This is a genomic window from Amycolatopsis sp. NPDC059027 (assembly GCF_042739735.1).
Lineage (GTDB): Bacteria > Actinomycetota > Actinomycetes > Mycobacteriales > Pseudonocardiaceae > Amycolatopsis.
In genome coordinates, this window is record NZ_JBHYIK010000021.1 from 49,131 (window position 1) to 73,055 (window position 23,925).

Sequence of the window (23,925 nt, forward strand, 5' to 3'; positions counted from 1 at the left end):
GGTTTGAGTGCCTCCAGCGCACTCAAACCCGCCCTTCGCTTTCCTCGCCGCGGGAATGGGAGGTCGGGTCAGACGTTGCTGATCTCCTCGATCAGCCCGTCGACGTCGAAGTGCTCGCTCTCCATTCCGAGCGGCACGAGTTCGTAGGACGAGTCGAGGAACGTCTGGACGTCTTCGCGCTCCAGCTCGAACGACGCGTAGCCGTCCGGTGACTCGATTTCCAGCGTCAGCAGCGCGTCATCCTCGGACAGGTCAGGGCGGATCCGGACGTCGCCGATACCCGCCGGCTTGACCAGCCCGGTCACGAGAAGGTCACGCGCGAACGTCCACTCGATCCACCGGCCACGCTCGGTCCGGAACGAGACGGTTACCGCGAACGGCTCGTCGGCGCGGTAGGACAGGCGGGACAACACGGGCGTGGTGCTCTCGTTCAGCAACACGAACTGGCTCTGGTGTACGGCATCGGTGTGCACGGCCACTCCTGGTGTTCCTCGTGGTTCGCGCGGCGCGAACTTGTCGGCAAGGAGATGTACGAGCCCGGCGCTCGTGACGGCGAAACCGCCACGTTCACGCGATCGGTTGCATCCGTCCACAGTGGTGTAACACCGGCCACATACCCCTTGCGTCCGTGCGGATACCCGTGGTGACCACAGTGGACACCCGCTCGATCAGGTGCCGCCGGTCAGCGGCAGGGTGAGGCCGACCTTCACCCTGTCCATCGCGACGCTGGTGGTGAAGTGCCGCACGTTGGGGTTCTCGAAGAACATCCGGCGGGTGAAGGTCTCGAACCCCGCCATGTCCTCGGCTGTCACCACCAGGACGAAGTCGGCCGTGCCGGTGACGTAGTAGCACTGCTGCACGTGGTCCTCGGCGAGCACCTGCCGGCGGAACGCGTCGAGTACCGCCAGGTTCTCCCGCTCCATCTCGACCAGCACCACGAACGTCATCGACAGCCCGAGCGCCTGCGGCGACAGCACTGCCACTTCGCGTTCGATGACCCCGGACTCCCGTAGCCGCTTGATCCGCCGCTGCACCGCGGCGGCGGACAGGCCGACCTTGGCGCCGATCGTTTCGGCGATGGTCCGGGAGTCTTCTTGAAGGCAGGCGAGGATGGCCAGATCGAGGTGGTCGAGGTCAGGAGAGTGCACGCTTCAGGCTAACCGGGCAGGCCGCGAAAGCGCCTCGTGTTTAGTGCCGCTCACCCGGTGGGTGAGCCGCCCCGTATGCACCCGTTCAGGGCATTTCCGGTGACATGGAACACAACTGACCGGTCTACCGAGGGGTAGGACATACAAGTGGCCTGCCGTGTTGTCCACCGTCCGGGAGGATTCCCAGTGTCGACGCAAGCCCCTGGCCGGGCCGCCGTACTGGCCGGGCTCGGCGCCTCGCTGCCCGTCAAGGTTCTCGACAACCACGAAATCACCAGTCGGCTGGATACCTCCGACGAATGGATTCGCACCCGCACCGGAATCGTCGAGCGACGGGTCGCGGGTCCCGGTGAGTCCACTGTGGACCTCGCGGTCGCCGCGGGTCGCCGGGCGCTGGCTTCGGCCGCCCTCGCCGGCTCGGACGCCGTCGACGCTGTCGTACTCGCGACGTCCACGGCCGACCAGCTGTGCCCGGCCAGCGCGCCCCAGGTCGCGAGCCGGCTCGGCCTCGACGGTGTCGCGGCCTTCGACCTCAACGCTGTCTGCAGCGGCTTCGTCTACGCGCTGGCCACCGGTGGCGGACTGATCGCGGGCGGCATCGCGGGGCGCGTGCTCGTGATCGGCGCGGACACCTTCACTTCCCTGGTGGATCCGGAGGACCGGACGACCGTGCCGATCTTCGGCGACGGTGCCGGCGCCGTGGTGCTGCGTGCCGGCCTGCCGGACGAGCCCGGCGCGTTCGGACCGTTCGACCTGCACAGCGAGGGCGAGCTTGCTGAGCTGCTGTGGGTCGAGGCGGGCGGTTCGAAGAACCGGAACTCGGCCGACCCGCGGGACCACTACCTCGTCATGCAGGGCACCGCGGTGTTCCGGCACGCGTGCGCGCGGATGGCGGAGTCCTCCCGCGCCGTGCTGGAACGGGCAGGCTGGATGGTCGGGGACGTCGACCGGTTCGTCGGGCACCAGGCGAACATCCGGATCCTGCAGTCGACGGCGAAGCAGCTCGGCCTGCCCGTCGACGCCGTGGTGGCCAACATCCAGCGCGTCGGGAACACCAGCGCGGCCTCGATCCCGCTCGCGCTGGCCGACGCCTGCGCGGACGGCACCCTCGAGTCCGGGCACCGCGTGTTGCTCAGCGCGTTCGGGGCGGGGCTGACCTGGGGCTCGACGCTGTTGCGCTGGCCGGAGGTCGTCCCCGGCTGACGCACTCCGGCGGATCAGGTCGGCTGTCCCGAAAACTGGGGCAGTACGTCCCGGCCGCTTGGGGCGGTCAGCAGGTCCAGGTGACGGTGGGCTCCTGACGTCCGCGGAGCACGGTCTCCCCATGCTTCGACCAACGCTCCCGCTCGCTGTTCAGCGCCGCGCCGATCACCGCGTCGCTCGCCAGGATGCGCGACGGCACCGACTTCGCGTGCTCGGTCAGCCGCGCGGCCTCGTTCACCGCGTCGCCGATGACCGTGTACTCGAGCCGGCTGCTCGTGCCGAGCTGCCCCGCGAACACCTGCCCGCTCGCCACCCCGATCCCGAGGTCGAGTTCCCCGGCGTCCCGGACCGCGTCGCGGATGGCGCGCGCCGCCGCCAGCGCCGCCGTCGGCGCGTCCGCATGTCGCGTGGGCGCGCCGAAGATACACAGCGCCGCGTCGCCCTGGAACTTGTTCACCAGCCCACCACGTGCGTTCACCGCGTCGACGACGCTGGCGAAGAGCCGGTTCAGCTTGCCGACCAGTTCCTCCGGTGGCGTGTGATAGGCCAGCGAGGTCGAATCGACGACGTCGACGAACAGTGCCGTCACCTCGCGTACGTCACCGGACAGCGAAGCGCCGTATTCGAGCGCGTGCCGGGCGACCTCCGTCCCGACGTGCCTGCCGAACAGGTCTCGCATCCGGTCCTGCTCACGCAGGCCGGCGGCGAGCTCGTTGACCGACGTCTGGAGCATGCCGATCTCGCTCGAATCGTCCACGTCGACCGCGACGTCCGTGCTGCCCTTGGCGATCCGGTCGAGCGCGATCCGCAGCCGGTGCAGCGGCGCCGCGACCGCCCGCGCCAGCAGCGCGGTGCCGAGCGCGCCGACCACCAGGCCGATCACCGACAGCATCACCAGGCTCGCGGTGTGGTCACCGCTGCCGAGGTCCGGCGGCGTGGCCACGACCAGCACGCCGACGAACGGCACGCCGCTGGCCAGTGCCCAGGTCACGACCAGCCTGGTCAGCACGGTGACCGGCAGCGACCCCTGCGGTGGGGTCACCTCCAGCGCGATGGTCATCACCGGCCGCGCGACCCACTCGGCCGCGAGGTAGGTGAGCCCGACCGTCGTCAGCCCGCCGAGCCCGATCGTCAGCGCCATCCCGGCGACGTCCGCCAGCGAACCGAGCACACCCGCGAGCACGCTGAGCACCACCGTGCCGATCAGCCACAGGGTGCCGCTGACCACGGCCATGTCGACCGGCAACCGCAACGCGCGCCGTGCCTCGGCTTTCGTCGGCGGCCGCCCCAGCACGAACCACACCGCCGTGCGCCGCTGGAGCCACGCGGTCCACAAGGTGCCGACCAGCAGGAACAGCGTCACGATCCCGGCCGCCGTCAGCCCCAGCACCCAGCCGTGGTCGCCGACGTCATTCGGCAGCCCCTGCAGGAGCAGCAACAGCGCCACCACGCCCGACCCGCAGACGCTCGAACCGACGCCCAACGCCGCGAAACCCAGGCTGGTGCGCAGCACCACCCGGAACCTCCCCAGCTCGGCGTTCCTGCGCACGAGCTTGATCGTATGGTGTCGGCCTCGCCGCGGCGAGGACAGGCGCAGCCACCGACACCGTTGCCGATAGGTTCGCCGTTCCGGCGCGTTTCACCGGTCACCTGCCGCGACCGTGCCGGTGCGATCCGTTCAGAACCGCCAGCGGCCGATCCGGGCCATCTTGCGGACCAGCGGGAAGTACTTGGTCGCCCGTAGCTGCATCCTCGTGACCGGTGACACCTTCGCCATCACCTCCGGTGTCGCCCACTCCGAAGCGTCCAGTGCGGACACCGGATCCAGGCCGAACCGCTCGAACTCCCGCGGGTCGTCGATGCCCCAGTACAGGGTCGCCCCCGCCTTGCGGACCACCGGGTTGATCTTCTGCAGCTTGATTCCCAGCCTGCTGAAGACGTCGCAGATCAGCTCGCCGGACGGGAACTTCGCGACCAGGCGCCGCAGCAGCTCCTCGCCGCCCTCGGGGGTCAGGTACATGGTCAGCCCTTCGGCGACGATCAGCGCCGGACGGTCCGACGGGACCTGGTCGAGCCAGCCGAAGTCGGTGACCGAGGAACCGATGGTGCGGTAGTTCGCCCGCTCGGGGAAGATCTTCCGCCGCAGCTCGACGACCTCCGGGTAGTCGACGTCGAACCACTGCACGGTCGGCGGCGGGTCGAGCCGGTAGACCCGCGTGTCCATCCCACAGCCCAGGTGCACCACGACCGCGTCCGGATGCTCGCGCAGGTACTCGGCGGACCAGTCGTCGATCGGCTTCGCCCGCAACACCACGGACGCCGCTCGCTCTCCGGTGAGACCCAGCTTCGGGAAGTCGTAGTCGATCTGCCGCACCGCCTCGTCGGCCGCTCGATCGCCCAGAATCGGGTTGTCGAGCCGGCTGTCCAGCGCCCGGCCGTACAGCGTGGCGAGCATGGTCGCCTTCTCCTCGGTGAAGTGCACCTTCTCCATCGTGGTCACCCCCGTTATAAGTTTTAGAACTTCATGAAGAATGTACTCCCTTCCGCTCGCGGTACGAGCGCGTTTTGACGCGATTCCCACATCCGGCCGTCGAGCACCAGCGGCCGTTGCGTGGCTTGCTCTTGTCGTAGAACACCCAGCCGCAGTCCGGGGCGGCGCAGGTCTTCATCCGGCTCCAGCTGCCGTCGGCCGAGGTCAGGACCACGGTGGCGAGCAACTCGGCGAGGTTGCCGGTGACTCCTTCCTGGTAGGGGCTCAACATCAAGCGGCTGTCGGCGTGCAGGGGCAGGTCTCTGCTCGCGCGTGCGAGGTCGTGCGCGGTCTCTTCACTCGGTTCGCCGGTGCGGTTGACCGTCGCCATCCCGCGCAGCGCCTTTCTCAGTAGCTCGGCCAACTGCAGCTCGGCCGCCGAGAACTCACCCCGCTCGCGGAGCCAGTCCGGCAGTCGATCGTCCGGCGTGCGCCCGCCGAACGTCCGCTCGTCGACCGTGTTCATGAAGTCGTACACCGGCACCAACCGCTCCGGGACGCGGTGGAACTCGGTGGCCTCGATCTGCCAGTCCCATGCCATCGCAACACCACCTAACCGTTTTACTGTAGCATGGACACCGGCAAACGGCTTTGATGGTGTCGACCAGGGAGAATGATGAAGAACGCGGTGGTGACCGGAGCGAGCAGGGGGATCGGGCTCGCGGTGGTGCGGGAGCTGGTGGCGGCGGGGTACCGCGTCGTCGCGGGTGCCCGCACGGTGAGCGAGGAGCTGAAGGCGGCGACCCCGCTGGCGCTCTCCGTCGACCTCGCGTCCCCGGATGGGCCCGATCGGCTCATCCGGCACGCGCTGGCCGAGCTGGGCGGGATCGACCTGCTGGTCAACAACGTCGGTGGCGGAGGCACCCGGCCGGGCGGGTTCCTCAGTGTCAGTGACGACGAGTGGCAGCGAACGCTGGATCTGACGCTGTTCAGCACCATCCGGGCCACCAGGGCCGCCCTGCCGGGCATGCTCGAGCGGCGCGGGCAGGTCGTGAACATCGGCTCGGTGAACGCGCGCCTGCCCGGTGTCGCGGTGCTCGACTACTCGGCGGCGAAGGCCGCGCTGGTCAATCTCGGCAAGTCATTGGCCGAGGAGTTCGGTCCGAGCGGGGTCCGGATCAACACGATCTCGCCGGGGCCGGTCCGCACCGAGGTCTGGACTGCACCGGGCTCGGTCGGGGGGCACCTCGCGGTCCAGGCCGGGGTGCCGATCGGCGAGCTCGTCGAACGGATGCCCGAGCTGATGGGCTCGTCGACCGGCAGGTTCACCGAGCCCGAGGAGATCGGCGCATTGGTGGTGTTCCTCGCCTCCGGGAAGGCGCCGAACATCAGCGGTTCCGATCTCGTGATCGACGGAGGGATGGTGAAAACGGTCTAGGAATCCTTTGTGGACGAATCCGTGGCCGATGGTGAGCTCGAGCGAGAGGGGGAAGTCGTGGACGCGTAGTCATGGGCGTAGGTCTTGGCGTCCAGCAGGTGCTTCAGGGTGAGTGCGCGCGCTGCCGCGGGGTCGGAACGGCGGATGGCGTCGAGGATCGCGCGGTGCTCCTCGACGGCCTTGCGGATCTGCCCGGGCAGCCGGAGGGCCGCGCGGCGTTCCTCGCCGACCAGAGAGAGGACGGACCGCAGCAGGTCGGCGACGTCGTCGTTGCCCGCGTTCCCGGCGATGACGCGGTGGAACTCGGCGTCGGTGGCGATCACACGGAGCATGTCACCGTCGGCGGCGGCCTGTTCCATCTCGGCGACGTTGTGCTCCAGCTTGCTCACGACGCGCGGGGTGTGCTGGTGGGCGAGCCGCTCTGCGAGGGTCGGTTCGACCGTGGCGCGCAGGTCGAACAGCTTCTCGACGAGCTGCTCGTGCTCGGAAAACCAGCCGCGCAGCGGCCGGTCGCCCGAGCCGTCCTCTTCCCGGACGTAGGTGCCCGATCCGGCACGGATCTGGACGTACCCGATGGAGTCGAGGACGCGTAGCGCCTGTCGGAGCGAGCCGCGGCTGATTCCGAGCTGCTCGCACAGCGCGCGCTCGGCGGGCAGCCGGGAGCCGGGAGCGAGCTGCCCGGAGTCGATCATGGTGCGCAGATGGTCGACGGTCGCGCTCCAGACCTGTTCCGAGCGTGCCTCGTGCACGCCGGGCTCACCGGGATCGACCACCGCACCATCCTGTCAGGTCGCGGACGCTCACGGGATCGGACCGGTCCCGCCCATGGACCGGTCCGCCCGAGGCCTGCACCGAAATCACTCTCTCTGCCGTGAGGGTGCTGGTTGAATCCGGACATGCCCGCGACCTTCAAGGACCTCGCGCTCGACGCCAACGACCACCAGCGGCTCGCGGACTGGTGGTGTGCGGCCCTGGGCTATGTCCGGCGGGACTCGCTCACCGGTGACACGCGCCCGCAGGACTGGCCCGTGCCGATCGTCGACCCGGCTGGCAAAGGCCCGCTCATCTGGCTCAACCCGGTGCCCGAACGCAAGACCGTGAAGAACCGCATGCACCTGGACGTCTTCGGCGACACAGCGGAGCTGGTCGCCGTCGGTGCGACGCTGATCAGGGCGCGGGACGGCGAAATCGCGTGGGATGTGGTCGCCGATCCGGAAGGCAACGAGTTCTGCGTGTTCGAGCGGACGCGCCGCCCATGAGTGTCTGACCAGACACATCTCCATCGCGTCAGCCGATCACCGTGCTTAGGGTGCCGGACGTGAGCGTTTCATGACGTGGTGGCACGCGGTGATCATCTTGGTCGCGGGCGTCTGGGCGGGCACCATCAACACGGTCGTCGGGTCCGGGACGCTCGTGACCTTCCCCGTCCTGGTCGCGCTGGGGTACCCGCCGGTGACGGCCACGACGTCGAACGCGATCGGCCTCGCACCGGGCACGGTCAGCGGGGCGATCGGCTATCGGCACGAACTCGTCGGGTACTGGCCGCAGGTTGCCCGCTTCGGTGTCGCGTCATTCCTGGGCGCGATTGGCGGGACGATCCTGTTGCTGTCGCTGCCCAAGGACGCGTTCGAGACCGTTGTGCCCATCCTGGTCGGCCTCGCCGTCGTGCTGGTGATCATCCAGCCGCGGGTGTCGAAGTGGGTCGCCAAACGGCGCGAGGCCAACGGCACCGAACACAAACCGGGGCCGCTGCTGATGTTCCTGCTGTTCCTCATCGGCATCTACGGCGGCTACTTCACCGCCGCGCAGGGCGTGATGATGATGGCGGTCATGGGCATGCTGCTGTCCGAGCCGTTGCAGCGGCTCAACGGCACCAAGAACGCGCTCGCCGCCGTCGTGAACATCGTCGCCGGCCTGATCTACGCCTTCACCGCGCCGATCAGCTGGCCGGTGGTCGGGCTGCTGGCCGTCGGGTCGACCATCGGCGGCCAGCTGGGCGCGAAGATCGGCCGCAAGCTGTCGCCGACGGTCCTGCGCGGGGTGATCGTCGTCGTCGGGATCGCGGCGGTGGTCCAGCTCCTGGTCAAGTAGCGCGAAAGCCGCCCGGCGGCTTGGGCGCCGCCGGGACAAGGCCTTGCGCTACTGGGCGAATTCCCGGGCGGCGTCGAGGAAGAGGGCGTTCTCTTCGGGCGTTCCGATGGTGACCCGGACACCGTCGCCCGCGAAGGGACGCACGACCAGCTTCCGGTCCAGCAGGTGCTCGGCGAACGCCGTCGCACGCTCGCCGAGCGGCAGCCAGACGAAGTTCGCCTGCGTTTCCGGCACCTCGTAGCCCGCTTCGAGCAGCGCCGCGCGGACCCGGTCCCGTTCGCCGATGATCTCGCGGCAGCGCGCCATCAGTTCGTCGGCAGCGTCCAGCGACGCGAGCGCGGCGACTTGAGCGAGCATGTTGACCGAGAAGGCCACGTACACCTGCCGCAGTGCGTCCGCGATCGGCTCCGGCGCCACCGCGTAGCCGACGCGCAGACCTGCCAGGCCATACGCCTTGGAGAAGGTACGAAGCACCGTGACGTTGTCGCGGGTCCGGGTGTACTCGATCCCGTCCGGCACGTCGGTGTCGGTGACGAATTCGCGGTACGCCTCGTCGAGTACCACGAGGACGCGCTCGGGAACCGCGTCGATGAACCGCTCCAGCTCTGCCCGCCGCAACGCCGTCCCGGTCGGGTTGTTCGGGTTGCAGACGAAGACCAGCCGCGTCTTGGGCGTGATGGCGGCGAGCATCGCGTCCAGGTCCAGCGCGTGCCCGGACGTCACCGGCACCCGCACGCCGACCGCGTTCGCGACCTGGGTGACGATCGGGTACGCCTCGAACGAACGCCACCCGAAAATGACCTCGTCGCCGGGCTCGCACACCGCCTGGACCAGTTGCTGGCACAGCGAAACCGAGCCGCAGCCGACCGCGATCCGCTCGACCGGCACGGCCAGCTCCCTGGCCAGCCGGTCACGCAGCGCCTGCGAGCCGGTGTCCGGGTATCGGTTGATGCCCGTCGCCGCTTCGGCGAGCGCCTTGGCCACGCTGGGCAGCGCACCACCGGGCACCTCGTTGCTCGCCAGCTTGATCGCGCCTTGGATCGTCCGGCCGGGGACGTACTTCGGCAACGATTCGAGATCGGCTCGCGGTGAGACGGTCGACATCTTCGGCGCTCCTCGGGTCGGGCGGGACAGCACCGCCACCGTATCTTTCCGGCCGCCGATCCCGCGAGAGTCTTATCGCCGGTTTGGTCATGGGTGGCCTGCCACAGTGTGTTTCCCTGTTCACCCGGAGGTGCTTGAGTGGCGACATGACCTCGATCAGCACGGTGGAACACCCGCGCTCGGACGGAAGCACCCTGCGCCTGACCTTCGCCCAGCCCGTCGGCGCGGTACGCGGTGGCTTGGTGGTGCTGCACGAGGCGGACGGCGTCACCGACGGTGTCCGGCTCCTGGTGATGAGCCTCGCCGGCGAAGGCTGGCTCACCGTCACCCCGCATCTCGACGGCGACAACCTCACGCAGCAGGACCTGCTCGATGCCACCGACTCCACGCTCGCCTGGCTCAGCGATCGCGGGGTGCAGGCGGATCTCATCGGTGTCGTCGGCTTCGACCTCGGCGGGACCGCGGCACTCGTCGTCGCGTCCCATCGCAGACTGGGGGCGGCGGTGAGCGTCGGTGGCCAGGGCGTCGCGGAACTGCCCACGTTGATGGAAATCGCCGGACGGCTCACCAGCCCGTGGCTCGGCATGTACGGCGACGCCGGCGACGAGGCGGGTGGTGCCGAAGTCGAACAGCTGCGGGAGGCCGCCGCGTCGGCCGGTGTCGTCACCAACGTCGTGCACTACCCCGGCGCCAACCACCGCTTCGACGCCGATCCGTCCGCCGCCGCGGAAGCCTGGCAGCGCACGCTCGATTGGTTCGACGCGCATTTGCGCTGAGCGAAACGCGCCACGGTGCCCGGTTTCGGGTCGTGGCCGAAGACCTGGTTGGGGCGGTTAGCGAGAGTTAACATCGCGGGGTGACACACACCGCAGACGCCCCAGAAGTGCTCTGGCGCCCCGACCCGAGCCATGTGTCCGACACCAAGATCGAGGCCTTCCGCGAGTGGCTGCGCCGCGAACGGGGCGTCGAGGTGGACGACTACGCCTCGCTGTGGGAGTTCTCGGTCCGGCAGGTACCGGAGTTCTGGTCCGCTGTCACCGAGTTCCTCGGCGTGCGCTGGCACGAACAGCCCCGGGAGGTCCTGTCCGGGGCGATGCCGGCGGCGAAGTGGTTCGACGGCGGCACGCTCAACTACGCCGAGCACGCGCTCAGCCCCGGCGTCGCGGGCGCGGCGAAGGGCGACGACGAACTCGCGGTGATCTTCCACCGCGAGGACGGTGTCAGCGGGCAGCTGACCTATGGCGCGCTGCGGGCGAAGGTCGCCGCTGCCAGGGCGGCGCTGCGCGAACTCGGGGTCGGCAAGGGCGACAGGGTCGTCGCGCTCGCGCCGAACTGCCCGCAGACGCTGATCGCGTTCCTCGCCGCCGCGAGCCTGGGCGCGATCTGGTCGTCTTGTTCCCCCGACTTCGGTGTCCGCGCGATCGCGGACCGGTTCACCCAGATCGAGCCGAAGGTCCTGATCGCGGTCAACGGCTATGTCTACAACGGACGGTCGTTCGACGTCAGGTCCACCGTGACGCGGCTGCGCGAGCAGATTCCGACGCTCGCCGCCACCGTGCTCGTCGACTACGCCGGCGAAGGCAGGCTCGACGGCGCGCTCGACTGGGACACATTGCTCGCCGAACACGCCGGTGCGGAGCTGGAGTTCGAGCCGGTCGAGTTCGCGCATCCACTGTGGGTGCTCTACTCCTCCGGGACGACCGGCCTGCCCAAGGGCATCGTGCACGGCCACGGCGGGATCATCGTCGAGCATCTGAAGGCGCTCGTACTGCAGAGCGACCTCGGACCGGGCGACCGCTTCTTCTGGTTCACCACCACCGGCTGGATGATGTGGAACTTCCTCGTTTCCGGGCTGCTGGCGGGTTCCACCATCGTGCTGTTCGACGGCAGTCCCGGACACCCGGACCTGAACGTGCTGTGGCACCTCGCCGAACAGCATCGCGTGACCTACTTCGGCACCTCCGCGCCGTTCATCCAGAGTTGCCTCAAGGCCGGGATCCACCCGGCCGGGCGGTACGACCTGACCGCGCTGCGCGTGCTCGGCTCCACGGGCGCCCCGCTGAGCACCGAGGGGTTCCGCTGGATCGTCGACGAGGTCGGCAAGAGCGTGCAGATCTGCTCGGTGTCCGGTGGTACGGACCTGTGCGCGGCGTTCGTCGCCGGCGCTCCCGACGTCCCGGTCTGGCTCGGTGAGCTGTCGTGCCGCGCGCTCGGGGCCGCGGTGTCGGCGTGGGGCGGGGGGGGGGCCCCCGGGGGGGGGGGGGGGGGGGGGGGGGGGTGGGGGGGGGGGGGGCGCGCCCCCCCCCGGCGGGGGGGGGGGGGCGGCCCCCCCCCCCCCCCCCCCCATGCCGTCGATGCCGGTGTTCTTCTGGAACGACCCCGACGGCTCGCGGCTGCGCGAGGCGTACTTCGACATGTACTCCGGCTTGTGGCGGCACGGCGACTGGATCCGGATCACCGGCCGCGGTTCGGCGGTGATCTACGGCCGGAGTGATTCGACACTCAACCGCGGCGGGGTCCGCATGGGCACCGCGGAGTTCTATCGTGTGGTGGAGGGGTTCGACCAGGTCGCCGATTCGCTGGTCGTCGACACTTCGGCCGCCGGGAGCGACGACGGGCAGCTGCTCTGCTTCCTCGTGCTCGCCGCGGGCGCGGAGCTGTCCGACGTCGAGCCGGCGTTGCGGAAGGAGCTGCGCGGTGCGCTCTCCCCGCGGCATGTACCCGATCGGTTCGTCGTGGTGGCTGAAGTCCCTCGCACACTGAACGGTAAAAAGTGTGAGGTGCCGGTGAAGAGAATCCTCTCCGGCGTGGCTCCGGAGCGGGCCGTGAGCAAGGACGCGCTGGCGAATCCGGCGGCATTGACGCCGTTCGTGGAGCTGGCCAAGGGGTAGATGGGGGAAGTATGGCGGCGCGCGCGGTGTTGCAGGCGTGGTGACGGGGACTCGCGCACACAACACCTGGCAGCTGGCGGGGACCACGTCGGTCGCGGTGATCACGTGGGTGACGCGCATCGTCGGGCTGATGGCCATCGTGTCGGTGGTGATCCCGGCCGGTCGGCGGAACCTGCGCGGGCACCTGGCCGAATGGCTGGAGCTGCCGCAGGAGGCGACGGTCGGCGCGGCCACGGTCGCGCTGGTGTCCGGGGTGCTGCTGGTGATGCTGGCAGCCGGGCTGCGACGGCGGAAGCGTCGCGCATGGCAGCTCGCGGTCGCGGGTTCGGTGCTGCTCACCGCGGCGCATCTGGGGCTCAAACACGTCGTCGGTGCCGGGATCGTGTCGGTGATCCTGCTCACCGGGCTGCTGGCGACCCGCCGCTACTTCATCGCGAAGCCGGACCCTGTCGTCGGCCGGTGGCGTGCCGTGCGGGTGTTCCTGCAGCTGAACATCGCCGGGTTCGTCATCAACCTGGTGCTGCTGTCGGTCGCCTCGCGTAACGTGCTGGAGCCGCTCTCCTTCGGTGACCGGGTCGAGCAGTCGCTGCTGGCGCTGTTCGGCGCGAGCGGGTCGGCGGTGTTCCATGCGATGTGGCTGGAGGACCTGTCCGCGGCCATCGGCCTGCTCTTCGGGATCGGCGCTCTCCTGCTCGCGGCCTACTTCCTGCTGCGCTCCGCCGAACCGGCCCCTCGGCTGACCGATGACGAGGTGCGGCGCCTGGCCGACCTGCTCAAGGCGCACGGCGAGCGCGATTCGCTGGGCTACTTCGCGTTGCGGCGGGACAAGTTCGTGGTGTTCTCGAAGTCCGGCAAGGCGGCCGTCACCTACCGCGTGATCGCCGGGGTCGCGCTCTGCTCGGCCGACCCGCTGGGCGACCACGAGGCATGGCCGGGCGCGATCGAGGAGTACCTGGAGGTGTGCCGCAGGCATGCCTGGGTGCCCGCCGCGATGGGCGCGTCGGAGCTGGGAGCCACCGTGTGGGCCCGATTCGGCCTCGAAGTGCTGGAGATCGGCGACGAGGCGGTGGTCGATGTCGAGACCTTCACCCTCGACGGCCGGATCATGCGTGGCGTGCGGCAAGCCGCGTCGCGGACCAAACGGGCCGGGTACAAGGTGCTGGTCCGGCGCGCCGAGGACCTGCGTGAAGGCGAGCTGGCCGAACTGGAGGTGCTCGCCGCGAACTGGCGGGGCACGGACACTGAACGCGGGTTCTCGATGGCGCTGGGACGAATGGGCGACCGCGGTTCGGTGCTGGTGACAGCCGAACAGGGCGGTCGCGTCCGTGGCGTGCTGCAGTTCGTCCCGTGGGGCAAGCACGGCCTTTCGCTGGACGTCATGCGTCGCGATCGGACCGCTGACAACGGCGTCAACGAGCTGATGATCTCCGAACTGCTGCTCGCCGTCCGCGGCAGCGGTATCCGGAGCGTCTCGCTGAACTTCGCCGCGTTCCGGGCGCTGATGGAGCAGGGGCAGCGCATCGGGGCCGGTCCGGTCGCCCGGCTGTCCGCGAAGGTCATCCACTTCTTCTCGCGGTGGATCCAGATCGAAAGCCTTTACCGGTTCAACGCCAAGTTCCAGCCTCGCTGGGTGCCCCGGTATCTCGTCTACCCCGCCGTCCGGGAACTGCCCAGGGTCGGCATCGCCGCGTTCGAGGCGGAGGGGCTCGGCGGGCGATCTCCGCGCCTGCTCAGGCTGTTGCGCCGGGCGTGAGGGGGGTGCTGTTGGAGGCCTTCGGAGGGGTGTGTAACCTATCTGAGCAGTGGTCACCGGGCCTGGGAGGCTTCGCCTAGTCTGGTCTATGGCGCCGCACTGCTAATGCGGTTGGGGGTAACCCCCCCTCCCGGGTTCAAATCCCGGAGCCTCCGCTGGTATCTGGTTCGCCGGATGCTAGGTTGCACAACTGAACACGCGCCCGTAGCTCAGCTGGATAGAGCATCTGACTACGGATCAGAAGGTCAGGGGTTCGAATCCCTTCGGGCGCACGTCTGGTTGAGACAGTAAACGGGAAAACCGCCTGGTAACAGGCGGTTTTCTCTATTTCTGCCCCCTTGGCGAAGGTCGTGGTGCTCGCCACAGCCGGTCCCGTTTGGACAGACCGCCTCGCCAGGGAAGCGGACGGCGAGCCCGTGAAGTCGCGAACTCGCCGTCCCTGGGTTCGTTCCGGTCACCAGGCCGGGTCGAACCGCATGCCCTTGTCGTACCACTCGTCATCGCTCGCCGGCCGGGCTTCCGCCTTCTCCGCGGCCGGGCGCCCCACGCTGTCCGAGCGGTCCTTCAAGTACTCGTACCGGCTTTCCTGCTTGACCCGTTGCGGCCGATCGGTGCGGGGAGGTTCTTCGTCCGTCTGCATCGTGGGCTCGAACTGCAACCGCCAGCGCAGCCGGTCGGTCAGGTAACCCGCGTTGCCCAAGGGGCGCAGCAACTCGGCACTGCGTTCGGCCGATTGCCGCTGCGCCTTGGCGTAGGTGCGCATCACGAGGTCGGCGATCTCGGCCTCCGACATCCCGGTGACCGCGTCCGACAGCCGGAGCCGCGTCATGACCCCGTCGGTGTTGACCGACAGGGAGACCGCGCCGCCAGGGGACGTCACGTCCGCCGACAACGTGTTCAACGCGGTCACCATGGCCTCGCGCGCCTCCTCCAGGTGACGAGCGGCCTCCCGGCCGGCCTCACTCACGCACGGATCCCGCGGTGCCGTTGCCGCCGTTGCTGACCGTTCCGTCGGGCGCGATGTCGACGCCGGAGTCCCGGACCCGCTTCTCGGTCTGCCGTGAGGTATGGCCGGTTTCGAAGTTCCCCGGGTCGAAGTGGTCGCCGGGGCTGACGTCCGGTGGCGGCGGGATCTGCGGCAGGTCCCGCGACTCGATTCCGATGTGCTTGGCAAGGTCGTCGGCGGTGTCGCCCATCCCCGAGCGGATCTTGTCGACGTTGTCCATGAAGCTCGCGTAGATGTCGAGCACGTTGTCGCCGCTGACTTCGGCACTGTTGGCGACGACCTGGCTGAGTGCTGCCCCGGCGACGTTCCCGGCGACCATCGCGCCGTTCGCCGCCGTGAAGATGGCCCCGCCCGCTGCGGCGCCCGCGCCGCCGGTGGCGACGGCGAGCAGACCGGTGACCGCGCCGGCGAAGGCTGCGGCCAGCACCTTGGACGCTGCGGCGTCGCTCTGCTGCGCCTTGTCCTTCTGGAACTTCTTCGCCGTTTCCTTGAAAGCGGAGCCGAGGTTGGACAGGTCCTGCCGGGCGGTCGCGATCGCTTCGCGGGCCGCGACCACGTCGCTCTCCAGCACGGTGATCTTGGTTTCCACCCGCGCGTAGGTTTCGGACAGGTCGTTGATGTAGGACTTGACGGCGTTGGCGGCTTCGCCTCGCCAGTACTCCATCCGCTTCTCGGCCTGATCCAGCTTCGTCTTGGAGTCCGCCTGGAGAGTCTTCCAGATCTTGTCGAACTGGTTGATCATCTCCTGTAGGCCCTTGGTCGACTCTCGATCGATGTCCGCGTCGGAGAACTCGCGATAGGCGCCTGCGACCTCCTGCCGCATCTTGTCCCAGTCGTACATCTTCATCGCCATGAAGTCCGAGTAGCGCAGGTACTCGATGGCGTCGAGCGCGTCGTTCGCACCGTCGAGCAAGTCGTCCGAGATGCCTTCGAGCAGTGCTGCCCGGTTGCCGTCCTCACCCGACGTCGTCTCAGCGTCGAGCGCGCCGAAGTAGCCGTCCACGTCCGTCCCTCTCAGTTCTCGTCCAGCTGCGCGGCAGCCCGCTGTACCCGCGTTTTCGCGTCCTGGTCGGCCTTTTCGTACAGCTCGGCGACCGTCATGAGGGCGTGGCTGGTGTCCAGAGTGGTCTCGTGGAGCCTCTTGATCAGGTCCTCGATCAGGTGCAGGTGTTCGTTGTAGGCCTTGGCCACCGCCGGCATCCCCAGCGTCCGGCCGAAGGCGTTGTAGGTGGGCATCATGCCCGCGATGTCGAAGATCCCGCTCGCGCCGGACGAGGTGGGGACGTCGAGGCCGGACACACCCGCCGACGCCGCGGCCGCGGCGTCGGCGGCCGCTCCCAGGTCCTTGCTCGCGTCCCTGAGATCCTGCAGGTCCGTCTCGAATCCGATCATGGGCCACCTCGTCGTTCAGCCGGTTTTGCGTCCGGGCATCGTAAGCGTCGGCCGCTGGGCGAGAGGGGCGGTTCGGGGACATCGACGGGACCGCTGTGGGTCAGATCACCGGCGTTCTTCGTTGCCGGTGTTGGGGTCGTACGCCTGAGTTGTCCACAGTGGACAACTCAGGGGCGAGCGGCCGTCGCTAGGCGGGGGCCAGCTTTCCGAAACGTGCCTGCGCTCCATCGGACGCGTCGCCCCAGGCGAGTTCGGTGACGGCGGCGACCGCCGCGGGTATCGCCGCGGCGACCTCGGGGCTCAGGCCGACGCCGCCGGTCGTGCGGGCCGGTTCGCAGCCGATGATCAGCACCCGTCCGGCGTCGCCACCGAGCAGGCGCAGCAGCCGGAACACGGCGTCGCGGTGCAACCCGTGTGCGTCGACGGCGGCGGACGAGGGGAGGTCCTCGGAGGCGGCCTCGATCAGGGACAGGGAACCGGGTGGCCGCCCGTGCGGGGTGGCGTCGAGCAGGATCGTGGTGTCGTAGTCGCCGAGCAGGTCGGCCAGGTGCGTGCCGCAGATCCCGTAGTCCGCGATCTGCACCCAGTTGGGCAGGTCCGCTCTGGCCAGTTCGCTGAGCACTTCCAGGCCGAAGCCGTCGTCGCCGAGGAACATGTTGCCGATAGCCGCGACCAATACGCGTGGCCTCATCCCATCGCCTCCCGGTGGGTCTGTCCGGTGAACCGATGTCGTGCCGGTGGGATCCAGCAACACGGTAAATCTGTGAGCTGCATCACACAATAGCCCTACCGGGGCAGTGCCGATCAACGGCGGTCACTGTCCGTCCGCGCGTTGTCCGCCCTGGTCAGCCAGGCCCTCGCCGCAGCGTCGGCGCCGCGTGCCTCCAGCAGGCGGGCCAGGCCGAGCATGCCCTGGACGTCGCCGGATTCGGCCGCCGACTGGAACCACTTTTCGGCCCGCGCGGCATCGCCGCCCGCCTCGGCGAGATATCCCAGGTGAGTCAGCGCGGGCACGCTGCCGTGCTCGGCCGCCTGCCGGTACCAGGCGGCGGCCTGCTGATCGTCGCCGCGATGACGGGCGAGGACGCCCAGGTTCGTGAACGCCACCGCGTCGCCCTGTTCGGCGGCCTCGAGGTACCAGACCTCGGCTTCCCCGAGATCACCACGCCGGTGCAGCAACAAGCCCAGCCGGACCATCGCCTGCAGGTTGCGGCCGTCGGCGCCGCGCCGGTACCAGTCCTCGGCCTCCTGCGGCCGCCCGACTCGTTCCGCCTGGTGGCCGAGCAGGCACGTCGCCGCCAGTTCCCCGCCCTCCAGCGCGCGGTGCCACCAGCGGGTGGCCTGCGCAGCCCGGCCTTGTTCGCGCAGGAGGACACCCAGGTCCAGCATCGCGCCGGTGTTGCCGGCTTCGGCTGCCTGCCGGCACCACTCATCCGCCTCCGTGGGGCGGCCGCGCGTGATGAGGAGGTGCCCCAGCGCGGCCATGGCGTCGACGTCGCCGGCGTCGGCGGCCGAGCGCCACCAGCGTTCGGCCGACTCGAACTCGTGACGTCGCTCGTGGGCGCGCCCCAGGTGCAGCATTCCGTGCGGATCGCCGGCGACCGCGGACTCGTGGTACCAGCGCTCGGCCTCGTCGTGGGCTCCACGCTCGGCAAGCAGGCGGGCGAGCGCGGTCATCGAGACGCGGTCGCCGCCCGCCGCCGCTTTGCGGTACCAGGCTTCCGCCTCGGCGAGCTCACCCTGCTCCCGCAGCATCGCGGCCAAGCCGGCCATGGCCAGCACGTTGCCCCGCTCCGCGGCTTTGCGGTGCAGGTAGGTGTCGAAACGCTTGTTCCACTTCCGGGGCCGATCGGGCATCGGCATCGCTCCCTCCGGGACCTGCTCGGTAGTCGGGGATTCGGAGCCGGACGTGACACCGGAGCGCTCGGTGGTCTCGGTCACGTTCGCGCCAACTCGTCGTGTCGGCGCGGTTTCCGGGAATCGCGGCGGCATACTCGCTGGTCGCGGACCGTGAGTGAAAGGACCCGATGGTGGCGTCTCGGACCTGGAAGCCGTCGATGACCCAGCGGATCCTGCTGGTCGCCGCGGTGCTGGTGGCCGCACTCGTGGCGTTCTGGGTGGCAGGCCGCGGTGTCGGGGCCGAAACCTCGTCGTCGGCGCCCCCGCCGGCCAGCGCAGGTGATGCGCGGAAGCAGCTGGCCGAACTCACCGTGGCGCAGCGCGGCACGATGGACGGCTACGACCGGAAGAAGTTCCCGCACTGGGACAGCCAGGGCAACAGCTGCAACACCCGCGAGCTGGTACTCAAGCGGGCGGGCAAGGACGTCAAGGCCGGTGCCGACTGCAACCCGACCGCGGGCACCTGGACCAGCGTCTACGACGGCGAGACCTGGACCAAACCCGGCGACCTCGACATCGACCACATGGTTCCGCTGGGCCAGGCCTGGGTCAGCGGCGCGAAGTCGTGGACGAACGAGAAGCGGGAGCAGTTCGCGAACGACCTGACCAGGCCGCAGCTGTTCGCGGTCACCAACAGCGTCAACCGGGAGAAGAGCGACAAGGCCCCGGACCAGTGGAAACCGCCGCTGGTGTCCTTCTGGTGCACCTACGCGACGGACTGGATCGTGGTGAAGCGCTACTACGGCTTGACCGTCACGACCGGCGAGAAGACGGCGCTCGAGGACATGCTGCGCCGTTGCTGACCGGTCTCGCGGTGCGGCAAGGTGGGCTGCGGACCTGGGGAAGGAGCGGATCGCCATGGCGACGTTCGTGCTGATTCACGGTGGCGGCAGCAGTGGCTGGGACTGGCATCTGGTCGCGGCGGAGCTGCGTCGCCGAGGACATGACGTCGTGGCGCCGGATCTGCCGATCGAAGACCGGTCGGCCGGGCTGATCGATTTCACGAACGCCGTGCTGGCGGCACTCGGCGACCGTGTCGATCCGGTGGTCGTCGGCCATTCCTACGGCGGGATCACCGCGCCACTGGTGTGTTCGAAGGTGTCCGCGCGATTGCTCGTGTTCGTCGCCGGGATGGTTCCGGCGCCCGGGGAGAAGCCGGGCGACTGGTGGGGCAACACGGGGTTCGTGGGACCCGAAGGTCTGAGCCAGGCCGAGACCTACTTCGGCGATGTGCCCGAGCCGCTCGTCGCCGAGTGCCTGGCCCACGGTCGCTCGCAGGTCAGCGCCGAGGGGAACGAGCCATGGCCGCTCGAGGCGCTGCCCGATGTCCCGGCCAAGGCGCTGTTGTGCCGGGACGACCGGTTCTTCCCGCCGGAGTTCCTGCGTCGCGTCACCCGTGAACGGCTCGGCGTCGAACCCGACGAGATCGACGGCTCCCACATGGTGCTGCTCAGCCGCCCGAAAGAGCTCGTGGACCGGTTGGAGAGCTACCTCGCGGGTTGATCGCCACCTGGACGGACGGCGGGGGCGTTCGGCGGCTGATGCTCGGTGCCGAATCGCGAACGCCCCATGCCCCTCGCACTCGCGTTACCAGCGATCCAGGTGCAGTGACTTCGACAGCGGCTCCCTCGCGGCGGGCTTGAAGGAGTCGCCGGTGTAGAACGCGGTCGGGATGAGCGCGGCCTGGTGGACGTTCGATGGGAGATCGAGGATTTCCGCGGCCTCCTTCTCGTAGGTCAGGTGCAGCGTGGTCCACGCCGTACCGAGGCCGAGCGAGCGCGCGGCGAGCATGTAGCTCCACACCGCTGGCAGCAGAGACGCCCACAGCGGCGCCTGGTTCCCCGCCGGCAGTTCGCCCTCGCTCGCCTCGATACAGGGGACCAGTAGCACCGGGACCTCGCCCATCCGCTCCGCGAGGTACTCGGCGCTGTCGCTGACGCGCTGCTGCACCTTCGAACGTTCGGGGTCGTCCGCGTACTGCTTGCCGGCGAACTGCTTGGACGATCGGTACTTCTCGAAGCCTCGCCGGTACAACTCGCCCAGCGCGGCTCGCTGAGCCGCGTCGGTCACGACCAGCCAGTGCCAGCGTTGGATGTTGCCGCCCGCCGGCGCCTGGAGCGCGGCGGTCAGCGCCTGTTCGATCAGCTCGGGCGGGACCGGGCGCTCGAGGTCGAGCCGCTTGCGCACGGTGCGGGTGGTCGTCAGAAGCTCCTCAGGGGTCATGACGTCATCATGCCGATCACCGGGTCGCTGTCCGACATGCGGACAGCGAAGCGCGGTCGCGGTCCATGGCAGGCCAGGACCACGGATCTAGGATCGTGGGAATGGGCGAACCCCCGAGTTCGATGGGCCTGGGAACGCGGCTACGGCACGTGCTCGAGCTGCTCGACGGCGACGTCGCGAGGTTTCTCGTCGACCTCGGGCTGACCGACTACCGACCGCGATACAGCCCCGTCGTGCGTGCGTTGGCCGCACACGGCGCCCTGTCCATCCGCGACCTGGCTCGCGAAACAGGTGTCACCCACTCCGCGGCGAGTCAGACAGTGGCGCAGATGAACCGCGCCGGGCTGGTCACGCTCGCTTCCGGGGCCGACGCCCGCCAGCGCATCGTGTCGCTCACCGGCAAGGCCAGGGACCTGGTGCCGATCCTGGACGCCGAATGGGCGGCGACCAGCGAAGCAACCGCGCAGCTCGAAGCCGAACTGCCTTTTTCACTGGGGGAGATGATCACCGCGATCGTCGACGCGCTGGAGCGCAAGTCGTTCCGCGAGAGGATCGAAGATACCGAGCAGGCGAAAGCCCTGCTTCGGGTGGCGCGGGCTTCCGGTCGTCAAGGACCGTGAAGCGGAAGCAGGAAGACGGCCCAGACGATCTTCCCGCCGGGACGCCGCTCATATCCCCAGTCTTCGGCGAGGGCGTGGACCAGCTGGAGTCCTCGGCTGCGTGCCACCTTCGGGGACGGCTCCTTGAGCCTTGGCACCTCGCTGCCGGAGTCGAACACCCGCAGCGTCAGCCGCTCACCGGTGCACTGCAGCTCAAGCCGATCCGGGTGCTCGCCGTGTTCGAAGGCGTTGGTCACCAGCTCGGACGTCGCGAGCAGCACGTCATCCATCGATTGGCCGTGCACACCCAGGCCCGTCAGCACGTCCCGGACAGCGTGCCGGGCGATGGCCGGAGCGGTCACATCCGCCGGGAGGCGGAGCGACACGACAGCGGTCGAGACGGGCCCGGCGGCGGGCAGCCGAGACGTCGTCATCGTTCCCACACCTCCCAGCGGGTCTCGTGCTCGCCCGGCAAGTACCCATCGCGAGCGGCGTTCAATCAGATGTCGTCAGTGATATCCGTTTCGTTCAGCCGTGAGCGGAGCTTCTTCAGTGTGGCCGCCAGCAGCCGGGAAACCTGCATCTGAGACACCCCGACACGGCGGGCGATATCCGATTGGCTCATTCCCGACCCGAAGCGCAGTGCGACGATTTTGCGCTCCCGCTCGGCCAGGCCGTCCAGCAGGGGGCGTAACGCCTCCCTGAGCTCCGCTTGGCCGAGGTTGGCGTCAGGGGCGCCGAAGCGGGTGTGGGCCGAGTTTTCCAGCAGGTTGTCCAGGGAGGCGCCGTACCGGCCCTGGCCGGCTCGCAGGCCTTCGTAGACGTCTTCCATCGACACGCCGAGGTGCGTGGCTATCTCACTGGGGCGCGGCGCTCGCGACAGCTGGATCGTGAGTTCCTCCCGGGCGGCGGAGATGCTCGCGCTCAGCTCTTTCAGCCGCCGGGGGACGCGGACCGACCAGCTGTTGTCGCGGAAGTGGTGACGAAGCTCACCGGAAATCGTCGGTACCGCGAACGCCAGGAAGTCGGTGCCCTGGGCCGGATCGAAGCGATCCACGGCGTGGATCAGGCCGATCGTCGCGATCTGGACGAGGTCGTCCATCGCCTCGTCGCGGTTGCGGAACTTGCGGGCGAGGTTCCGCGCGAGCTCGAGGTGGGCACGGACCAGGCGGTCACGGATCGCCTCGCGCTCCGGATCCTCCGCCGGCAACTCGGCCAGTTTGGCGAACAGTGGCGTGACGTCGAGTTCGTTCTCCCCGACCGGATCCGTCACGGGCGGGCCGCCGCACTCTCCCGGACCAGCCGGACGCTGGAGCGATATCCGCCTTCGGCAGGCGTGACAGACCGGTGCGCCGAGGTCGCGAGCGCGGTGAGCAGCTGCCAGGACAGCCCGTTCTCCTCACCCTGTTCGGGTGATTCCGACAACACCGAAACAGTCACTTCGATGCGCCCGTCGGACCAGGAGAACACACAGGTCAGCCGTCCGTCGTTGGCGGCGGGCAGCAGGAGCGAACAGGCCTCGTCGACGGCCATCCGGAGGTCCTCAACCGCGTCGAGGTCGAAGTCCTGGCGCATCGCGATATCGGCCACAACGGTCCGCAGTGTGGGGACGACGTGCGGGATAGCAGCCGTACGCACCTCGATGACCTGGGCGTTTTCGTGGTCGAGCGGGGCGTAGTCGTCCTCCACGTGTCTTCCTCTCTCCGGCTCGCGCTGGCGGCAGCAGGTGTCCGGGGATGCCCCGGACACCGAATGCCCGTGCTCTGAGCAAACCAAACCCGCGTTTGATTCGGAGCACCGGCGGGCATGTACCGGTCGAGGAGTTGATCCTGGGAAAGGCGGGGACGACATGGCTGACGTGAGCCGGCTGCCCAACGTGGTCGCGGAAGAGTGGGAGTGGCAGCTGCGCGGTTCCTGCCGGGGGGCGGACAGCAGCCTCTTCTTTCATACCGACAACGAGCGCGGATCGGCACGCGAACGGCGGGAATCACGTGCCAAGGCGATTTGTCACACGTGCCCTGTGCTGGCGCAGTGCCGGGAGCACGCGATGGCCGTGCAGGAGCCATACGGGATCTGGGGCGGGCTCGGCGAGATCGAGCGGCGGGAACTCTTCCTGCGTGAACGCAGGGCAAAGCGGAAGGCTTTGAGTGCTCGCTGACGACCGCTGAACAACCGTTCAACCGATCGCCGTGGCGCCGTTGTGCCCGAAAAGTATGGCGGGCCTCGTCGGGGCAGTCGCCTTCTGGGTTAGGGTTGGGTCTCCAGTTGTCTGGGACCGTGACACGGTTGCCGCTTGAGACCACAGGCGCGTACCGGCGCAGTATCGGCGCCTGACGAGGAGAAACTGCATGCCCGCAGCCGAGCAGAACGCCACCCCGCCCGGGTTCGGTATCACCCTGGACACCGGAGCGTCCGAGCCTCGGGTGGTGGTCACCGGCGAACTCGATCTGCTGACCAGCCCGCAACTGCAGGAGGCGTTGGCGGGACTGATCGCGGAGAAGCGCTCGCGACGCGTGGTGGCCGATCTGACCGGGGTGACCTTCTTCGATTCGTCCGCGCTGAACGTGGTGCTGCACGCACAACGCCAAGCTGGTGAGCAGGACGTCGCGCTGGAAGTCGTGCCGAGTCCCGCTGTCAGCCGCGTGATCGAACTCACCGGTGTCGCCGACCATCTGAGCGTGTCGGAGGAACCGCCCGCCTGATCCCCC

The 23,925-nt window shown here is 69.0% G+C and carries 27 protein-coding genes, 2 tRNA genes and 1 pseudogene; 14 read left to right on the plus strand and 16 right to left on the minus strand.

Features of this window, described 5'->3' with window-relative positions; all coding sequences use genetic code 11:
• Positions 1 to 68: 68 nt before the first annotated feature.
• Both ACFWY9_RS16675 and ACFWY9_RS16680 read right to left on the minus strand, forming a co-directional pair.
• A complete protein-coding gene (locus tag ACFWY9_RS16675) occupies positions 69 to 473 on the minus strand; it encodes an SsgA family sporulation/cell division regulator (protein ID WP_378327452.1) in 405 nt (134 codons plus the stop codon).
• A 195-nt stretch (positions 474 to 668) separates the two neighbouring features.
• Positions 669 to 1,148 carry an Lrp/AsnC family transcriptional regulator gene (locus ACFWY9_RS16680; protein ID WP_378327451.1) on the minus strand — a complete coding sequence of 160 codons (480 nt, stop codon included), beginning with the start codon at positions 1,146 to 1,148 and terminating at the stop codon, positions 669 to 671.
• Positions 1,149 to 1,334: 186 nt separating this feature from the next.
• Between ACFWY9_RS16680 and ACFWY9_RS16685 the strand changes: the two genes are divergently transcribed.
• Entirely contained in the window at positions 1,335 to 2,351 is a 1,017-nt protein-coding gene (locus ACFWY9_RS16685) for a beta-ketoacyl-ACP synthase III (protein ID WP_378327450.1), read from the plus strand.
• A 67-nt stretch (positions 2,352 to 2,418) separates the two neighbouring features.
• Here ACFWY9_RS16685 and ACFWY9_RS16690 read toward each other — a convergent pair whose 3' ends face one another.
• From ACFWY9_RS16690 to ACFWY9_RS16700, 3 genes are all read right to left on the minus strand, one after another.
• Positions 2,419 to 3,900 carry an adenylate/guanylate cyclase domain-containing protein gene (locus tag ACFWY9_RS16690; RefSeq protein ID WP_378327449.1) on the minus strand — a complete coding sequence of 494 codons (1,482 nt, stop codon included), beginning with the start codon at positions 3,898 to 3,900 and terminating at the stop codon, positions 2,419 to 2,421.
• Positions 3,901 to 4,029: 129 nt separating this feature from the next.
• The gene (locus ACFWY9_RS16695) at positions 4,030 to 4,842 is read right to left on the minus strand and encodes a class I SAM-dependent methyltransferase (RefSeq protein ID WP_378339198.1); all 813 of its coding nucleotides are present in this window, start codon (positions 4,840 to 4,842) and stop codon (positions 4,030 to 4,032) included.
• A 31-nt stretch (positions 4,843 to 4,873) separates the two neighbouring features.
• Complete coding sequence (locus ACFWY9_RS16700) at positions 4,874 to 5,422, minus strand: CGNR zinc finger domain-containing protein (RefSeq protein ID WP_378339199.1); 549 nt, start codon at positions 5,420 to 5,422, stop codon at positions 4,874 to 4,876.
• A gap of 75 nt (positions 5,423 to 5,497) precedes the next feature.
• Here ACFWY9_RS16700 and ACFWY9_RS16705 point away from each other — a divergent pair, with 75 nt between their 5' ends.
• On the plus strand, positions 5,498 to 6,259 hold the full coding sequence (locus ACFWY9_RS16705; protein WP_378339200.1) for an SDR family NAD(P)-dependent oxidoreductase: 762 nt from the start codon (positions 5,498 to 5,500) through the stop codon (positions 6,257 to 6,259).
• Here the strand turns inward: ACFWY9_RS16705 and ACFWY9_RS16710 are convergent.
• Positions 6,256 to 7,032, minus strand: a complete 777-nt coding sequence (locus ACFWY9_RS16710; protein WP_378327445.1) for a FadR/GntR family transcriptional regulator — start codon at positions 7,030 to 7,032, stop codon at positions 6,256 to 6,258. The two genes, ACFWY9_RS16705 and ACFWY9_RS16710, sit on opposite strands and share 4 nt — an antisense overlap.
• A 123-nt stretch (positions 7,033 to 7,155) precedes the next feature.
• Here ACFWY9_RS16710 and ACFWY9_RS16715 point away from each other — a divergent pair, with 123 nt between their 5' ends.
• Both ACFWY9_RS16715 and ACFWY9_RS16720 read left to right on the plus strand, forming a co-directional pair.
• Positions 7,156 to 7,518: a VOC family protein gene (locus tag ACFWY9_RS16715; protein WP_378327444.1), complete on the plus strand. Its 363-nt coding sequence runs from the start codon at positions 7,156 to 7,158 to the stop codon at positions 7,516 to 7,518.
• A gap of 70 nt (positions 7,519 to 7,588) precedes the next feature.
• The gene (locus ACFWY9_RS16720) at positions 7,589 to 8,350 is read left to right on the plus strand and encodes a sulfite exporter TauE/SafE family protein (RefSeq protein WP_378339201.1); all 762 of its coding nucleotides are present in this window, start codon (positions 7,589 to 7,591) and stop codon (positions 8,348 to 8,350) included.
• Positions 8,351 to 8,398: 48 nt separating this feature from the next.
• On the opposite strand, the gene hisC is transcribed toward ACFWY9_RS16720, so the two are convergent.
• Entirely contained in the window at positions 8,399 to 9,454 is a 1,056-nt protein-coding gene (gene hisC, locus ACFWY9_RS16725) for a histidinol-phosphate transaminase (RefSeq protein ID WP_378327442.1), read from the minus strand.
• Positions 9,455 to 9,600: 146 nt separating this feature from the next.
• On the opposite strand from hisC, the gene ACFWY9_RS16730 reads away from it, so the two are divergent.
• The 5 genes and pseudogenes from ACFWY9_RS16730 to ACFWY9_RS16750 all read left to right on the plus strand — a co-directional run bounded on the left by ACFWY9_RS16730 (position 9,601) and on the right by ACFWY9_RS16750 (position 14,370).
• Positions 9,601 to 10,230 carry a dienelactone hydrolase family protein gene (locus ACFWY9_RS16730; protein WP_378327441.1) on the plus strand — a complete coding sequence of 210 codons (630 nt, stop codon included), beginning with the start codon at positions 9,601 to 9,603 and terminating at the stop codon, positions 10,228 to 10,230.
• A gap of 80 nt (positions 10,231 to 10,310) precedes the next feature.
• A pseudogene (locus ACFWY9_RS16735) lies at positions 10,311 to 12,339 on the plus strand (acetoacetate--CoA ligase); the annotation flags it as partial.
• Between the two features lie 43 nt (positions 12,340 to 12,382).
• A complete protein-coding gene (locus tag ACFWY9_RS16740; protein ID WP_378339202.1) occupies positions 12,383 to 14,098 on the plus strand; it encodes a phosphatidylglycerol lysyltransferase domain-containing protein in 1,716 nt (571 codons plus the stop codon).
• 65 nt (positions 14,099 to 14,163) lie between these two features.
• Positions 14,164 to 14,253 (plus strand) — tRNA-Ser (locus ACFWY9_RS16745).
• A gap of 43 nt (positions 14,254 to 14,296) precedes the next feature.
• Positions 14,297 to 14,370: transfer RNA gene (locus ACFWY9_RS16750), tRNA-Arg, on the plus strand.
• A gap of 182 nt (positions 14,371 to 14,552) precedes the next feature.
• Here ACFWY9_RS16750 and ACFWY9_RS16755 read toward each other — a convergent pair.
• The 5 genes from ACFWY9_RS16755 to ACFWY9_RS16775 form a co-directional block, all read right to left on the minus strand.
• Complete coding sequence (locus tag ACFWY9_RS16755; protein ID WP_378327438.1) at positions 14,553 to 15,065, minus strand: YbaB/EbfC family nucleoid-associated protein; 513 nt, start codon at positions 15,063 to 15,065, stop codon at positions 14,553 to 14,555.
• Positions 15,058 to 16,107, minus strand: a complete 1,050-nt coding sequence (locus tag ACFWY9_RS16760) for a hypothetical protein (protein ID WP_378339203.1) — start codon at positions 16,105 to 16,107, stop codon at positions 15,058 to 15,060. The genes ACFWY9_RS16755 and ACFWY9_RS16760 overlap by 8 nt, the downstream gene beginning before the upstream one ends.
• Positions 16,108 to 16,118: 11 nt before the next feature.
• On the minus strand, positions 16,119 to 16,496 hold the full coding sequence (locus ACFWY9_RS16765) for a hypothetical protein (RefSeq protein WP_378339204.1): 378 nt from the start codon (positions 16,494 to 16,496) through the stop codon (positions 16,119 to 16,121).
• A gap of 187 nt (positions 16,497 to 16,683) precedes the next feature.
• Entirely contained in the window at positions 16,684 to 17,187 is a 504-nt protein-coding gene (locus ACFWY9_RS16770; RefSeq protein WP_378327435.1) for a hydrogenase maturation protease, read from the minus strand.
• Between the two features lie 113 nt (positions 17,188 to 17,300).
• Positions 17,301 to 18,353: a tetratricopeptide repeat protein gene (locus ACFWY9_RS16775; RefSeq protein WP_378327434.1), complete on the minus strand. Its 1,053-nt coding sequence runs from the start codon at positions 18,351 to 18,353 to the stop codon at positions 17,301 to 17,303.
• A 170-nt stretch (positions 18,354 to 18,523) separates the two neighbouring features.
• On the opposite strand from ACFWY9_RS16775, the gene ACFWY9_RS16780 reads away from it, so the two are divergent.
• Complete coding sequence (locus tag ACFWY9_RS16780) at positions 18,524 to 19,198, plus strand: HNH endonuclease family protein (protein ID WP_378327433.1); 675 nt, start codon at positions 18,524 to 18,526, stop codon at positions 19,196 to 19,198.
• A gap of 55 nt (positions 19,199 to 19,253) precedes the next feature.
• On the plus strand, positions 19,254 to 19,898 hold the full coding sequence (locus ACFWY9_RS16785; RefSeq protein ID WP_378339205.1) for an alpha/beta fold hydrolase: 645 nt from the start codon (positions 19,254 to 19,256) through the stop codon (positions 19,896 to 19,898).
• A gap of 84 nt (positions 19,899 to 19,982) precedes the next feature.
• Here ACFWY9_RS16785 and ACFWY9_RS16790 read toward each other — a convergent pair whose 3' ends face one another.
• Positions 19,983 to 20,618, minus strand: coding sequence for a nitroreductase family protein (locus ACFWY9_RS16790; protein WP_378339206.1), 636 nt, complete (start codon positions 20,616 to 20,618; stop codon positions 19,983 to 19,985).
• A gap of 101 nt (positions 20,619 to 20,719) precedes the next feature.
• On the opposite strand from ACFWY9_RS16790, the gene ACFWY9_RS16795 reads away from it, so the two are divergent.
• A complete protein-coding gene (locus tag ACFWY9_RS16795; protein WP_378339207.1) occupies positions 20,720 to 21,238 on the plus strand; it encodes a MarR family winged helix-turn-helix transcriptional regulator in 519 nt (172 codons plus the stop codon).
• Here ACFWY9_RS16795 and ACFWY9_RS16800 read toward each other — a convergent pair.
• The 3 genes from ACFWY9_RS16800 to ACFWY9_RS16810 form a co-directional block, all read right to left on the minus strand.
• On the minus strand, positions 21,226 to 21,651 hold the full coding sequence (locus tag ACFWY9_RS16800) for an ATP-binding protein (RefSeq protein ID WP_378339208.1): 426 nt from the start codon (positions 21,649 to 21,651) through the stop codon (positions 21,226 to 21,228). The two genes, ACFWY9_RS16795 and ACFWY9_RS16800, sit on opposite strands and share 13 nt — an antisense overlap.
• Positions 21,652 to 21,716: 65 nt before the next feature.
• Positions 21,717 to 22,490, minus strand: a complete 774-nt coding sequence (locus ACFWY9_RS16805; RefSeq protein ID WP_378327428.1) for a SigB/SigF/SigG family RNA polymerase sigma factor — start codon at positions 22,488 to 22,490, stop codon at positions 21,717 to 21,719.
• Positions 22,487 to 22,906 carry an ATP-binding protein gene (locus ACFWY9_RS16810; protein ID WP_378327427.1) on the minus strand — a complete coding sequence of 140 codons (420 nt, stop codon included), beginning with the start codon at positions 22,904 to 22,906 and terminating at the stop codon, positions 22,487 to 22,489. Before ACFWY9_RS16810 ends, ACFWY9_RS16805 begins: the two co-directional genes overlap by 4 nt.
• Positions 22,907 to 23,066: 160 nt before the next feature.
• On the opposite strand from ACFWY9_RS16810, the gene ACFWY9_RS16815 reads away from it, so the two are divergent.
• Together ACFWY9_RS16815 and ACFWY9_RS16820 are read left to right on the plus strand one after the other, a co-directional pair.
• Entirely contained in the window at positions 23,067 to 23,375 is a 309-nt protein-coding gene (locus ACFWY9_RS16815) for a WhiB family transcriptional regulator (RefSeq protein ID WP_378327426.1), read from the plus strand.
• 190 nt (positions 23,376 to 23,565) lie between these two features.
• A complete protein-coding gene (locus tag ACFWY9_RS16820) occupies positions 23,566 to 23,919 on the plus strand; it encodes an STAS domain-containing protein (protein ID WP_378327425.1) in 354 nt (117 codons plus the stop codon).
• Positions 23,920 to 23,925 lie beyond the last annotated feature (6 nt).

Excerpts from the sequence above, each read along its gene's own strand:
- ACFWY9_RS16695 (WP_378339198.1), bottom strand. The coding sequence starts at position 4,842 with ATGGAGAAGGTGCACTTCACCGAGGAGAAGGCGACCATGCTCGCCACG.
- ACFWY9_RS16700 (WP_378339199.1), bottom strand. The coding sequence starts at position 5,422 with ATGGCATGGGACTGGCAGATCGAGGCCACCGAGTTCCACCGCGTCCCG.
- ACFWY9_RS16705 (WP_378339200.1), top strand. The coding sequence starts at position 5,498 with ATGAAGAACGCGGTGGTGACCGGAGCGAGCAGGGGGATCGGGCTCGCG.
- ACFWY9_RS16715 (WP_378327444.1), top strand. The coding sequence starts at position 7,156 with ATGCCCGCGACCTTCAAGGACCTCGCGCTCGACGCCAACGACCACCAG.
- ACFWY9_RS16720 (WP_378339201.1), top strand. The coding sequence starts at position 7,589 with ATGACGTGGTGGCACGCGGTGATCATCTTGGTCGCGGGCGTCTGGGCG.
- hisC (WP_378327442.1), bottom strand. The coding sequence starts at position 9,454 with ATGTCGACCGTCTCACCGCGAGCCGATCTCGAATCGTTGCCGAAGTAC.
- ACFWY9_RS16730 (WP_378327441.1), top strand. The coding sequence starts at position 9,601 with ATGACCTCGATCAGCACGGTGGAACACCCGCGCTCGGACGGAAGCACC.
- ACFWY9_RS16765 (WP_378339204.1), bottom strand. The coding sequence starts at position 16,496 with ATGATCGGATTCGAGACGGACCTGCAGGATCTCAGGGACGCGAGCAAG.
- ACFWY9_RS16770 (WP_378327435.1), bottom strand. The coding sequence starts at position 17,187 with ATGAGGCCACGCGTATTGGTCGCGGCTATCGGCAACATGTTCCTCGGC.
- ACFWY9_RS16775 (WP_378327434.1), bottom strand. The coding sequence starts at position 18,353 with ATGCCCGATCGGCCCCGGAAGTGGAACAAGCGTTTCGACACCTACCTG.
- ACFWY9_RS16780 (WP_378327433.1), top strand. The coding sequence starts at position 18,524 with ATGGTGGCGTCTCGGACCTGGAAGCCGTCGATGACCCAGCGGATCCTG.
- ACFWY9_RS16785 (WP_378339205.1), top strand. The coding sequence starts at position 19,254 with ATGGCGACGTTCGTGCTGATTCACGGTGGCGGCAGCAGTGGCTGGGAC.
- ACFWY9_RS16790 (WP_378339206.1), bottom strand. The coding sequence starts at position 20,618 with ATGACCCCTGAGGAGCTTCTGACGACCACCCGCACCGTGCGCAAGCGG.
- ACFWY9_RS16795 (WP_378339207.1), top strand. The coding sequence starts at position 20,720 with ATGGGCGAACCCCCGAGTTCGATGGGCCTGGGAACGCGGCTACGGCAC.
- ACFWY9_RS16800 (WP_378339208.1), bottom strand. The coding sequence starts at position 21,651 with ATGACGACGTCTCGGCTGCCCGCCGCCGGGCCCGTCTCGACCGCTGTC.
- ACFWY9_RS16815 (WP_378327426.1), top strand. The coding sequence starts at position 23,067 with ATGGCTGACGTGAGCCGGCTGCCCAACGTGGTCGCGGAAGAGTGGGAG.
- ACFWY9_RS16820 (WP_378327425.1), top strand. The coding sequence starts at position 23,566 with ATGCCCGCAGCCGAGCAGAACGCCACCCCGCCCGGGTTCGGTATCACC.